Below are 12368 nucleotides of genomic sequence, written 5' to 3'. Positions count from 1 at the left end.
AAAATGCATCATTGTTTTCTTCGATATCTACCCGTCCGTCCGTTGATGAATCATCATGCTTCTCGATATCTACTCGGCCATCCGTTGATGAATCGTCATGCTTCTCAATATCTACCCGACCATCCGTTGATGAATCATCATGCTTCTCAATATCTACTCGTCCATCGGACTCCTCGTCGGCAAGAATGATGCCAGTAGGGGACACAGCAAGCAGCAAAACAAGCACAGACGCAATCATTTTTTTCATTGATAAAATCTCCTTTTTTTAGGTTAAAATTCCTTCTTTTTGTTGATCAGATATCGTTTCCAGTAACATTGAAGAGTACTTGTGAGCGGTATGAAAGTCTTCATCATTAACGTAGTGCAGTCTCACCTCCCTTACTAGCTCACCGAGATCATAATGAAGTCCATGGCTAGACAACATTTCCAATGACTGATCAACCTGTTCTTGATTGAGTCCATTTGGGTGAAAAAAACCTTCCATAAACATACATCGAGAGATCTGTTCGATCAGGCCAGCTTGTTCAGCCTGATGTCTCGCGTTGTTTAAATAATGAATTCCTTCAGTGTGAAAATCCAATTTAAAGCAAACATATGCCAAATCACACTCTGTTTTGATCGACAATGTGCCGCGATGATTGATTTGCAATTTTAACGCATTTTCGAATGCCCGTTTACTAATGTGCAACTTTTCCTGCTTCATAAAATAAAGACCTTTTGCTCGAAATACAATCGATTCAGTATACGAATCATCAGCAGCATGCATCAAGCAGTCATCAAAATATTTATTAGGTAGGTCAAATGTGAATGTGTCTTGCTTGATGCCACTAATAAGAACCATCGTGTTCACAGTCTGCCGATAATGCTTCTTGCTCGGCTTAAATATCCGCTGGGCTTCTTTTGCATATGCCAATGCCAAAGGGTATTGACTCAACCGATAGTAACAAGCACTTGTTCTGAGGTAAAAATCGGCTTGTTCTAGCGGATTAATATTGGAGAGCAACCGCTCCGCTTGAATGAAACTTTCAAGTGCCTGTGAATATCTCTCGTTACTAAAATCCGAGAAGCCTTTGACATAGTAACCCAAATACTGAATGGCTGTATCAGACTCCCGAATTGCGTCTTCAATAAAAGTCTTCGGTTGTACAGGCTCGTTTAAAACTTCTCGTGTCATGACTTTATGACGAAATTGAACAAGGTTAAAATATGTTTTAAGAGGTTTGCTGTTAGTTAATTGGATCCTTGGCTCAGCTTCGGTTCTATAAGCTTCCGCTCCCTCCTTATCCTCAATTAATATGCACTGATATCAAGCGTGTAAGATGTTAAAGAAATCTTCTTGGTGCAAAAAATCAACCCCTAAGACAATTGTCATTGGTAGAGTAGCAGATAAAATGACAAGAAGGAAGGAAATCATTTAAATATGTTGATAATTCTATTATTTTCGACAATAATTGCTATTATCGGTGATTCAAACTTCCTAGTTCACTGGGAATTAAGCTATAAAGGATGAAATAAAGTCATTCATTGACTGGCAAGATGTAGAAAATATATCATGATTTCATATGATTTGACCTTTATGACAGGGGGGGCTTCATATCCCTGTCTCGTAGCTAAATCACTCCAATAGTTTTTGTACCGAGAAGTGAAGGAGGTTCGACTCAATCGTCACGGGAATGCGAGGACAAACATATACACCGCTTTGGAACTAAATTGTCGTTCACTTGCCCTAACGTGATGATTCTGATTCCATAAACAGATGTTTGGAAGGAGATGGCCATCGATTGGAACCAGAACGAGGCAAAACAGTCATATCTGAGTGAATCTGGTTCCAATTGATGATCTTTGGAACCAGATTCATCCGTTCGAAGTTTAAAGGTTCGTAAACTTATCACTTTATAAGTTCCTCGTTAACCGCAGCTAACGAGTCTGCTCTATACAAGGATTCGGGGAACATATGGCGTTGCGAGTGTACATGATTTCATCATCGAATCGTTGTTAGATAATTTTTCAAGCAAAATTACTCGTATACGTCTTCCAATTTGCTTTTAAGCACCTCCCGATCACCGATGCTGGGCACTGAGCAAGGTGATCGACCAGTACTATGGTCTTTTTATTATTTCGCCAACCACAGCAGCACTTCAGCGAGTAAGTGCGTTCGTTCGGGCAAGGTAGGTAGCTCTAAATACTCTTCGCTACTATGAGCCCTCCACCAACAGGCCCCATACCATCAATTGTCGGGATCCCCATTGCACTTGTAAACGAAGCATCAGAACTTCCGCCTGTGCCTACCTCGGTTACGTGTAATCCGATCTCTTCACCCGCTTGTTGGATGAGCGCTAACAATTGAACGGTTTGTTCGTTACGCTCCATCGGTGGTCTGCCAATCCCACCTGTAACCGTCGCTTTCGTTCCATCTAAAGACTCTTTGTTACATATGGCTGTTATTTGATCCGTAAGTACTGGACCTTGCTCGGCGCTCGAAATTCGTAAATCAATTTCTGCATGGGCATGCTCAGCAACTGTATTGACTGTCGTTCCACCTGAAATGATCCCGACGTTCACACTCACACCGTTCTCATGGTCAGAAAGTGCATGAAGCTCTGTCGTTTTTCTCGCCAATGCTTCAATTGCACTGCTTCCTTCTTCAGGATTGATGCCTGAATGCGCAGCGATTCCTTTGATATTTAATACGAAGCGACCTCCTCCGCGACGAAATGTAACGAGTGATCCATCCTTTCTAGCTGGCTCCATTACAAGAACAGCCTTCTTCCCTTCGGCGACGCGTTCAATAATATTTCTCGAGGAAGGCGCACCAATTTCTTCGTCACTCGTAAATAAAATTTGTGTATGTTTAACCGCCTGTTCTCCCCCATGCTCGAGTAACGCTTTTAATGCATACAACATGGAAATATGGCTGCCTTTCATATCAATGACCCCAGGTCCATAGGCCCGGTCTCCAGAAATGCCAAATGGCCGGGCAGCAACCGTCCCTTTCGCAAACACGGTATCCATATGAGCAAGTAGCAATACGTCAGGTGTTGCGTCCGGATAGGAGAGCAAAAAACTATCTCCATATTGCTCATCGGCGAACACTTCAGTGCGGTATCCTAGTTCGCTAAACCAGTCTTGTAAAAGATTACCGACACGGTCAATTCCTTCTTTGTCATGGGAACCGCTGTCAATGTTCACAAGTGTTTCTAACTGCTCAATCATCAATTCAATTTGTGAATGAATATACTCTTTCATGTAAAATCACTCCATATGTAAGATTTTCTTACTGCGATATTATAATTTTCTAAATATAATATTGCAAAATGAATATTTTAACTTTAATATAGTATTACACAATCGTAATAAAGTGTATAGACTTGATTTACTAGAGGGGGTATTGGCAAGAATTTTCAGCAAATTCAAACGAAAATCGGTGTTTCTCATGGGGAACAGAATCATCATTCATTACTACAGAGACGAAAGAACCCACTGCTATTAGTGAATACCAATGCTCTATGATTTTCTTACAATTATTAGGGGGGATTACATTGAAAAAACATGCATGGATGATTGCGTTTGCTCCTGTTGCACTTTTAAGTATGGCTGCATGTGGTAATGGTGGGGATGGAGATGAAGCCGCTTCAAGTGAGATTGATGAAGATATTGAAATGGATGTGGATGAAGATAGTCGTGACTTAACGATCGCACTTGGTACAGACATTGTCACGTTTGACATTCATGACCATAACAACACTTCTACTGAGGCTGTTCACGTAAACATGTTTGACTACCTCGTTCAAAATGATCATGAGAATGAAGAATTCATCCCTAAATTAGCAGAAGATTACGAACTTGTTGATGATTATACGTGGTCTTTCACTTTGCGTGAAGGGGTTACTTTTCACAACGGCGATCCCCTAACATCAGAGGATGTGAAATACACATTGGAGCGAGTGGCAACCGATGAGTCTCTCCAAGAACATTCTCTTTATAACGTCATTGAAGAAGTTGAAGTTATTGATGAGTTAAACTTCAACATCATTACGGCTGAGCCCGAGCCGATTTTACTTAATCGACTTTCGAGAATTGGCTCTGGCATATTGCCAAGTGAATATATCGAAGAAAATGGTTGGGATCATTTCTTAGAAAACCCGATAGGGACCGGGGAATTTCAATTTGTGGAGTGGGCTCGTGACGACCGCGTCGTGTTTGAAGCTTACGAGGATTATTGGAATGGCCAAAACGAAGAGTGGGATACGTTGACATTCCGAATTATTCCAGAAAATTCAACGCGTGTCGCTGAACTTTTAACGGGTGGCGTTGATATTGCGGTAAACGTACCCCCTAGTGAATGGGAAAGAATCGAAGATGCAGACGGCGTGTCTTTAATGTCAGAATCTTCCAACCGAGTGCTCATGCTCATGCTTCGAAATACAGAAGGGTACCCAACTTCTGACCCGCTTGTCAGAGAAGCCATTGACCTTGCGATTGATAACGAAGCCATTATTGAAAGCATTTTAATGGATGCTGGAACCGCTACGAGAACGCGGGTGACACCAGGAAATAATGGGGCCAATGAGGACCTTTACGAAACGAATGTGTATGACATCGACCGAGCACTAGAACTCATGGCCGAAGCAGGTTATGAAGAAGGGTTTGATATGACTCTTCATTCTCCAAGAGGACGCTACCTCCAAGACACTGAAGTCGCAGAACTTGTCGCTGGAATGCTTGCAGCGATTAATGTGAACGTGAACTTAGAATTTATGGAATGGAGCAACTTCGTTGATTTAAGACAGAGCGGTTCACACGAAGACAGTTTCATGATTGGCTTTGGAAACTCAATGGCAGATGCCGATAACGCACTTGATCGCTACTACTCCACCGAGTCTGAAGGAGAACATGATTATGTGAATGCCGAAGTGGACGAGCTACTTGACGCTGCAAGACAGAACATGGACTTAGATGAACGAGCAGAGCAACATCAGCGTGTGCAAGAAATCATTGCTGAAGAACGCCCTGACATTTACCTTCATCAAGAGTCCATAAACGTTGGTGTGAACGATCGATTAAATTACACGCCAACGTTTGATGAGATGTTCTACGTAGATACGATTACACGAAACTAAAATTGCCTGACCGAAGAAGAGCACAAGGGTGTGTGTATTCCCTTGTGCTTCATTTACTACATACTAAAAGAGGTGAAGCCGATGACACGGTATTTATTTTGGAGGATCCTGCAGATCATTCCTGTTCTGTTCATCATCTCTTTCATTGTATTCTTTCTCGTCTATGTAGCTGGAGATCCAGTTTCGTTGATGCTACCAGAAGATGCAACTGAAGAAGATCGACAAGTACTCCGAGAAGCATTAGGCTGGATCAACCGTTTATCGTTCAGTACGGAAACTACGTGTGGGGCATGTTACAAGGAGACTTCGGGACGTCTTACCACTACGGTGGCGATGCATGAGCATCGTTCTTGAGCGACTTCCCGCAACATTCGAGCTCGCACTCGCAGCCATCGCTTTTGCCATCATCATTGCCATCCCGCTCGGTGTTTGGTCTGCTACCGTCAAAAACTCCCCAATTGACCTTGTTGCAACAGGAATTGCTGCACTCGGTAAAGCGATGCCAAACTTCTGGCTAGGCATTATGCTCATTCTTTTCTTTTCCGTCACTCTCGGTGTGTTGCCAGTGTCAGGTCGGGATTCAATGAGCCATTTGATCTTGCCTGCGATCACGCTCGGAACCGGAATATTCGCAGAGATGACTCGCCTTATTCGTTCGAGCATGTTAGACACGCTAAACCAAGACTATATTCGAACTGCCAAAAGCAAAGGCCTGAAAAACCGAGTCGTTATTTTCAAACATGCGTTTAAAAATACGCTTATTCCTGTCATTACGATCACGTTTTTACAAACGTCTACGCTTGTAGGAGGTACGCTCATTACTGAAACAGTATTTGCTTGGCCAGGCATCGGACAACTCATTATCCAAGCTGTCAACACGCGTGACATGGCGATCGTCCAAGCGAGTGTATTCATTATTGCACTCATTGTTATTCTCATGAACTTAGTAGCAGATATTCTTTATCGACTGTTTGATCCACGTGTGAAATATGACTAGACATGAAGGAGGTGTCCACGAATGCAAACATCAGAAGCAACAAACCAAATAGATAAAAAACCGACAAGCGGATTTTCAAAATCATTTAAACGATGGCGATTCCTTCTCTTTAAAAGTAAAACCGGTACCGTTGGCGTGTTCACGCTCCTAATCATCACGCTCATTGCGATACTCGCCCCCCTCCTATCTCCACACGCACCAGACGCTGTGAATGCCGTCGATCGGCTCCAACCACCGGTGTGGCTTGAAGGCGGGACGATGACTTATATTCTCGGTACCGACCACCTTGGACGAGATATTCTTACACGGTTATTCTATGGAGCTCAAGTGTCTTTACTCGTTGGCATAAGTTCAGTTGTTGTTGCAGGAATTATCGGCGTAACGGTTGGTTTAATCGCTGGCTACTACGGTGGATTCATTGACAATGTGTTTATGAGAATTGTTGATTCCTTTTTATCCATTCCTAATATTCTATTTGCCCTCGTCATCTTGAGTATATTTAGTCCAGGAATGTTGACATTGATCGTTGTACTCGGGGTCACAAACTGGGTGAATTATGCAAGACTGATTCGTGGTGAAGTCTTAACGTTAAAAGAGAGAGAGTTTATAAAAGCTGCAACTTCTATTGGGGTGCGCAAAGGGAAAATTATCGTCCGACACCTTTTACCAAATGTGATGTCTTCGTTTATCGTCATATCAACACTTACGGTGGCGACAACGATCATACTTGAAACATCCCTTAGCTTCCTCGGCTTGGGCATTCAACCACCTCAAGTATCATGGGGCGGCATTTTAGCAGATGGCAGAGACTATCTAGCGACGAGCTGGTGGCTTGCGACTTTTCCTGGCATTGCCATCACCATTACTGTCCTTGCTGTCATCTTCGTAGGGGATTGCTTCGAGACGTATTGGACCCTCGATCAGTAGCGAAAAGGTAGGAAAGAAAGGTGATAGAAATGGAACAACAGCCCTTACTTACAGTCCAAGATTTGCGTACTCATTTTCATACCGAAAACGGTATCATCCCTTCTGTTGATGGGGTTTCCTTTACGATTAAACAAGGAGAGACCGTTGCACTCGTCGGTGAATCTGGCTCTGGGAAAAGCGTTACATCACTGTCCATTATGAAATTGATTGAAGACCCTGGTGAAATTGCCGGAGGAAGATCGAATTTGAAGGCACTGACCTCGTGAAAGAATCTGAAAAGAAAATGCGGCGAATTCGCGGCAACGATATCGCAATGATCTTTCAAGAGCCACTTACTTCATTAAACCCTGTTTTTAAAATCGGCAATCAGCTTTCTGAAATGCTCATCTTGCACAAAAAGATGTCCAAAAGTGAAGCAAAAGAAAAAGCGATTGAAATGCTCGAGCGTGTGGAAATTCCTCGTGCTCGTGACATTTACAATTCTTATCCACATTCACTGAGCGGCGGAATGCGCCAACGAGTAATGATTGCGATGGCACTTTCTTGTGATCCAAAGCTGTTAATTGCCGATGAACCGACAACGGCTCTTGATGTGACCATTCAATCACAAATCTTGCAGCTCATGAGAGAAGTGACAGATAACTTCGGGACGTCGATCCTTTTTATTACGCATGATCTTGGGGTCGTTGCGGAAATGGTTGATAAAGTGGTCGTCATGTATGCTGGTCAAGTCGTTGAAATGGCTGATGTGTACAGCATTTTTGCGAAGCCAAAGCACCCGTATACGAAAGGACTGCTCGATAGCACCCCGAAAATACATGAAGAAAAAGATGAACTCGAATCCATTGCAGGTGTCGTGCCGAATCCGTTAGAAATGCCGACGGGTTGTCGTTTTGCTCCCCGCTGTCCGCAAGTGATGGACATTTGCACTCAAAAAGAACCTCATCTGCTCGACGATGAAGAAGGCAAGTACGTTGCTGGTTATTTGTGGAGGAAAGTGAGGGGGTTGCCAATGCCTAACGCAGAAGACAAAATCTTAGAAGTGCAAAACCTAAAGAAATATTTCACCATTAAGAAAGGGCTGTTCGGGAAAAAGAGCGAGCAATTAAAAGCGGTTGACGACATAAGCTTTTTCGTGAATCGCGGGGAAACGCTTGGCATTGTTGGAGAATCCGGCTGTGGGAAATCAACTACAGGCAACGCGATCATGCGTCTGCTCACCCCAACGTCTGGTGAAATCTTCTTCGATGGTGAAGATTTTAGTAAACTCTCATCAAAGGCCTTACGTGAAAAGCGAAAAGATATGCAAATGATCTTTCAAGATCCATTCTCATCGCTGAATCCACGAATGAAAGTTTTTGATATTATTGCAGAACCATTACGTACTCATCACTCGTATTCAACGAAACAATTAAAATCCGAAGTGCTTGATTTAATGGAAAAAGTCGGACTAAGTGAAGCACAAGCGTATCGCTTTCCCCACGAGTTCAGTGGCGGTCAACGGCAACGAATCGGCATTGCTCGTGCCATTGCTTTAAAGCCGAAGATCATCGTTTGTGACGAGCCCGTCTCCGCACTTGATGTATCTATTCAAGCACAAATCTTAAATCTATTAAAAAAGCTGCAAAAAGACATGGACTTAACGTTTGTATTTATCGCCCACGGACTGCCTGCAGTTAAACATTTCAGCGACCGTGTCGCTGTGATGTACCTTGGAAAAATTGTAGAGATGACGACCAAAAACAGCTGTTTGATCAGCCGATGCACCCATACACAATCGGACTGTTAGAAGCCGTTCCTATCGCTGACCCAACGAGAAGAAAGAAACACGAACGGCCAGAAATTAAAGGGGATATCCCAAGTCCAATCAACCTTCCAACTGGTTGCAGATTCCATACTCGCTGTCCTATGGCAGCGGAGAAATGTAAAGTCGAGATTCCAGAATTTGAAGAAAAAGAAGCTGGGCATTATGTCGCTTGTCACTTTCCCGTCCGAAACAAAGACTAGGAGGCTCATAATATGAAAGAAGTGTATCAGTATATCGACGATCATCGTGAGGAGTACATTGAATGGCTACGTGATTTATGTAAGCAACCAAGCGTCGCTGCCCAAAACCGCGGGATGGAGACGACCGCTACTATGGTTGAAGATTACTTACGAAAGAAGACAGGTGCCGTATCAGAACAATTGGAGACGAGTGGCTTTCCCGTCGTTTTTGGTGAACTAGACACCGGTGCAGAAAAGACGCTCTCTTTCTACAATCATTACGACGTCCAGCCAGAAGACCCCATTGAGTTGTGGGAAAGTGATCCTTTCTCTGCGGATATTCGCGATGGCAAAATGTATGCACGAGGGGTCGCTGACAACAAAGGAAATTTGATGGCGAGAATTTGTGCGGTACATGCCTACACGAACGTGTATGGCAAACCGCCTGTAAATGTGAAATTCATCTTTGAAGGTGAGGAAGAAATCGGGAGTGTTCATCTCGAAGAATTCGCGGATCGTTACCCGGACAAACTTGCGTCCGATGGTTGCATTTGGGAATTCGGCTACAAAAATCCGAACGGACAGTTGCAAGTCTCTCTAGGTGTGAAAGGGATGCTTTACGTAGAACTAGAAGCAACAGGAGCAAACACCGACTTACACTCGGCAAATGCCGCTGTTATCGAGAATCCCGCATGGCAATTAATTTGGGCCTTAAATACGTTGAAAAACGAACAAGAAGAAATCCTCATTGATGGTTTTTACGACCGTGTGCATGCACCAACACCGATTGAAAAGAAAATTCTCGAAGACATGAACTATGAAGAAAATGCTACCCTCTCCGCTCTTGACCTTGACGGCTTCTTGCTAGGCTTATCTGGTATGAGTTTGAAAGAAAAGTTGTTATTCCAACCGACATGTACAATCTGTGGTATCGAATCAGGTATACCGGGGAAGGCTCAAAAACGGTTCTTCCGTCTAAAGCAAAAGTAAAGCTAGATTTTCGACTCGTTGGTGACCAAGATCCGAATGAAATCCTTGATTTGCTGAAGAATCATTTAAATCAAAATGGGTTTTCTGACATCAACGTGACGAAATTATCCGGATGCCACCCTGCCAAGACGGATCCGAGTGACCCACTCGTTTCAACGATCGTAAACAATGTCGAACGAGTATACGGAGAAAAACCCGTCGTTCTTCGCAACACACCAGGCACCGGTCCAATGTATGACATCTGTCAAAAACAAGGAATTCCAGCAGTGTCACTCGGTGTTGGCAATGAAAACTCAAAAAATCATGCACCAAACGAGAACATTGCCATCGAAGACTACATTGATGGCATTAAGATGATGGCAACCATCGTGCATGAATTCGCAAACGATCCGGAGGAATAACATGAATACACGTAAACGCGCAGAAGCAATAAAACGAGAACTCATCACGTGGCGAAGACAGTTTCATCAACATCCAGAGCTTGGTTTTGAAGAGTTTGAGACGCGCAATTATGTAGAGAAGCAGCTACAATCGTTTGGTTTGAGCGCGACGCGACTTGCAAAAACGGGGCTCACTGTATTCATTCCAGGAAAGTCAAACGGCCCGACTGTCGGCTTGCGCGCAGACATGGACGCACTTCCGATGCAAGAAGCCAATGAGCAGTTGGACTATCGCTCTAAACATGATGGCATTGCCCACATGTGTGGTCATGATGCGCATACGGCAATGTTGCTCGGTGCCGCGAAACTTCTCGCAGATGAACCACCTGAACGCGGGAATGTAAAGTTGCTATTCCAACCTGCAGAAGAAGGGTTACGTGGGGCAGAGCGCATGATTCAAGACGGGGCACTCGACAACCCGAAAGTGGAAGCGATTGCTGGTACACACGTGTATGCCAAAAATGAGATTGGTACGGCATCGGTTACAAAAGGACTGAGCTCCGGAGCTGTCGATGTATTTTCTGTAAAGATTATTGGTAAGGGCGGGCACGCCGCCCACCCTTACCTTGCAACCGACCCAATCACGATAACGGCCGAAGTCATCTCTTCACTACAACAAATTGTTAGCCGGCATGTCGATCCATTGTCCTCTGCTGTCTTGTCGATCACCCGTATTCACGGGGGTTCTGCAGACAACGTCATTCCGAACGAAGTCGTCTTTGGTGGTACCGTGCGAACGTTAGAACCTTCCGCCCGTGACCTCGTTGAGTCGGAAATGCACAGAATTGTTAAAGGAATTACCGAAGCATTTGACGCGCAATATGAGATGGATTACCGACGCGGGTTTCCTTCCGTATACAACGACCCACAGCTCATCCCGGTCCTTGAACAATCGGTGGAGAATGTGCTCGGTTCTGGAGCGCTTCATTACGGAAAACCGTCCATGGGCGGAGAAGATTTCTCATATTATACCGAGCAAATTCCAGGCACAATGTTTCGCCTCGGTGTTGGCAACAAAAGCAAAAACATCCACGCTTCTCTTCATTCCCCCAATTTCAATATCGACGAGGATGCCTTGCCACTCGGCAGTGCCCTGCTCACTGAATGGGCATATCGCTATTTAGCTGCCCGTTAAACGTGCGTAAAGGTGGAAGGAGCTTCGTTTCATATTGAGCTAAGCAATACATGCTAGTGGGAACTCAAAACACCCAAGCATATGAAGAAGTTTGAGTGTGCAACCTCTCTCTACAGCGGTTGAATTGGTGTTTGCTCACATAAAGGGCGATTTGCCTACCAACTGGGAATATTCAGGAGATCGGCAATCTAGATTGCCCCCGAAATGATCTAGATCGCGTTAAAACGATGGTTTATTCCAGATACTTTGCGATCTATATAGAATGACCTTAACATTTTCCTAATTGCGCAGTTTGTTGTTGCCTTCCACTGCATGCGGATGCTTGCACTCCGGATACAAGGGCAACATCGGAGGTCAAAAGGCGACCACCGTGTTTTCTATACAGTCCAGACTATAAGGGCAACATCACCTCACCCTGCGCTGCAGCTTGTGTTCGCTGTGTCTACTTGATACTCCAGAGCATAAGTGCAACAACGGTGGTCAAAAAACGCCCAACAGGTTTTCTTGACACTCCAGAGCACAAGGGCAACACGGTTCACGTTCCTGCTTCCTGGCTACGGTGTGTGGAAAGAAGTCCAAATGCCCCATAAATTCATATTTGTGACACTTGAGAAAGAAAATCATGATTTGAAACGTGAATGTGCACATAAATGGTGTCAACTGTCACAAATGTTGCGATTTGTGACAGTTGCGTGCCGAAAGTGCCCGGTTTGAGGCTGGATTGTCACATACGTGACCGGCCATCACATGCTTGTGCCAGGTGGTGAGCTCGG

11 protein-coding genes and 1 pseudogene are annotated in these 12368 nt (G+C 44.2%); 9 read left to right on the top strand and 3 right to left on the bottom strand.

The features are described from left to right. From JCM19037_RS21265 to JCM19037_RS21255, 3 genes are all read right to left on the bottom strand, one after another. A partial coding sequence (locus JCM19037_RS21265) for a hypothetical protein (RefSeq protein ID WP_042404453.1) occupies nucleotides 1–247 on the bottom strand: 247 nt, incomplete at its 3' end. A gap of 18 nt (nucleotides 248–265) precedes the next feature. Further along, nucleotides 266–1174 (bottom strand): tetratricopeptide repeat protein, encoded by a 909-nt coding sequence (locus JCM19037_RS21260; protein ID WP_042404451.1) that lies wholly within the window; start codon nucleotides 1172–1174, stop codon nucleotides 266–268. Nucleotides 1175–2178: 1004 nt separating this feature from the next. Further along, nucleotides 2179–3246 carry a M20 family metallopeptidase gene (locus JCM19037_RS21255; protein ID WP_307189914.1) on the bottom strand — a complete coding sequence of 356 codons (1068 nt, stop codon included), beginning with the start codon at nucleotides 3244–3246 and terminating at the stop codon, nucleotides 2179–2181. Nucleotides 3247–3539: 293 nt separating this feature from the next. On the opposite strand from JCM19037_RS21255, the gene JCM19037_RS21250 reads away from it, so the two are divergent. The 9 genes and pseudogenes from JCM19037_RS21250 (at nucleotide 3540) to JCM19037_RS21225 (ending at nucleotide 11595) form a co-directional block, all read left to right on the top strand. Next, the gene (locus JCM19037_RS21250) at nucleotides 3540–5120 is read left to right on the top strand and encodes an ABC transporter substrate-binding protein (protein WP_052364183.1); all 1581 of its coding nucleotides are present in this window, start codon (nucleotides 3540–3542) and stop codon (nucleotides 5118–5120) included. Nucleotides 5121–5201: 81 nt separating this feature from the next. Then, nucleotides 5202–6117 (top strand): annotated as a pseudogene (locus tag JCM19037_RS21245) (ABC transporter permease). Nucleotides 6118–6138: 21 nt separating this feature from the next. Continuing rightward, nucleotides 6139–7044 carry an ABC transporter permease gene (locus tag JCM19037_RS21240; RefSeq protein WP_373901427.1) on the top strand — a complete coding sequence of 302 codons (906 nt, stop codon included), beginning with the start codon at nucleotides 6139–6141 and terminating at the stop codon, nucleotides 7042–7044. A gap of 29 nt (nucleotides 7045–7073) precedes the next feature. Continuing rightward, on the top strand, nucleotides 7074–7310 hold the full coding sequence (locus JCM19037_RS29745) for an ATP-binding cassette domain-containing protein (protein WP_307189913.1): 237 nt from the start codon (nucleotides 7074–7076) through the stop codon (nucleotides 7308–7310). Further along, on the top strand, nucleotides 7307–8833 hold the full coding sequence (locus JCM19037_RS29740; RefSeq protein ID WP_307189912.1) for an ABC transporter ATP-binding protein: 1527 nt from the start codon (nucleotides 7307–7309) through the stop codon (nucleotides 8831–8833). Before JCM19037_RS29745 ends, JCM19037_RS29740 begins: the two co-directional genes overlap by 4 nt. Continuing rightward, nucleotides 8806–9051: an oligopeptide/dipeptide ABC transporter ATP-binding protein gene (locus tag JCM19037_RS29735; protein WP_081829501.1), complete on the top strand. Its 246-nt coding sequence runs from the start codon at nucleotides 8806–8808 to the stop codon at nucleotides 9049–9051. Before JCM19037_RS29740 ends, JCM19037_RS29735 begins: the two co-directional genes overlap by 28 nt. 12 nt (nucleotides 9052–9063) lie before the next feature. Beyond that, on the top strand, nucleotides 9064–10020 hold the full coding sequence (locus tag JCM19037_RS21230) for a M20/M25/M40 family metallo-hydrolase (RefSeq protein WP_238544858.1): 957 nt from the start codon (nucleotides 9064–9066) through the stop codon (nucleotides 10018–10020). Continuing rightward, entirely contained in the window at nucleotides 9945–10421 is a 477-nt protein-coding gene (locus JCM19037_RS27945; protein WP_238544857.1) for a M20/M25/M40 family metallo-hydrolase, read from the top strand. Before JCM19037_RS21230 ends, JCM19037_RS27945 begins: the two co-directional genes overlap by 76 nt. A gap of 1 nt (nucleotide 10422) precedes the next feature. Then, on the top strand, nucleotides 10423–11595 hold the full coding sequence (locus JCM19037_RS21225) for a M20 family metallopeptidase (RefSeq protein WP_081829500.1): 1173 nt from the start codon (nucleotides 10423–10425) through the stop codon (nucleotides 11593–11595). Nucleotides 11596–12368: the final 773 nt, after the last annotated feature.

Source organism: Geomicrobium sp. JCM 19037 (genome assembly GCF_000698105.1).
Lineage (GTDB): Bacteria > Bacillota > Bacilli > Bacillales > Marinococcaceae > Geomicrobium_A.
The sequence above is the reverse complement of the archived record's forward strand: the minus strand, read 5'-3'. Positions and strand labels throughout refer to the sequence as shown.

Coding starts and splice junctions, on each gene's coding strand:
- JCM19037_RS21255 (WP_307189914.1), bottom strand. CDS start 3,246: ATGAAAGAGTATATTCATTCACAAATTGAATTGATGATTGAGCAGTTA.
- JCM19037_RS29745 (WP_307189913.1), top strand. CDS start 7,074: ATGGAACAACAGCCCTTACTTACAGTCCAAGATTTGCGTACTCATTTT.
- JCM19037_RS21230 (WP_238544858.1), top strand. CDS start 9,064: ATGAAAGAAGTGTATCAGTATATCGACGATCATCGTGAGGAGTACATT.
- JCM19037_RS21260 (WP_042404451.1), bottom strand. CDS start 1,174: ATGACACGAGAAGTTTTAAACGAGCCTGTACAACCGAAGACTTTTATT.
- JCM19037_RS27945 (WP_238544857.1), top strand. CDS start 9,945: ATGTACAATCTGTGGTATCGAATCAGGTATACCGGGGAAGGCTCAAAA.
- JCM19037_RS21240 (WP_373901427.1), top strand. CDS start 6,139: ATGCAAACATCAGAAGCAACAAACCAAATAGATAAAAAACCGACAAGC.
- JCM19037_RS21225 (WP_081829500.1), top strand. CDS start 10,423: ATGAATACACGTAAACGCGCAGAAGCAATAAAACGAGAACTCATCACG.
- JCM19037_RS29735 (WP_081829501.1), top strand. CDS start 8,806: ATGCACCCATACACAATCGGACTGTTAGAAGCCGTTCCTATCGCTGAC.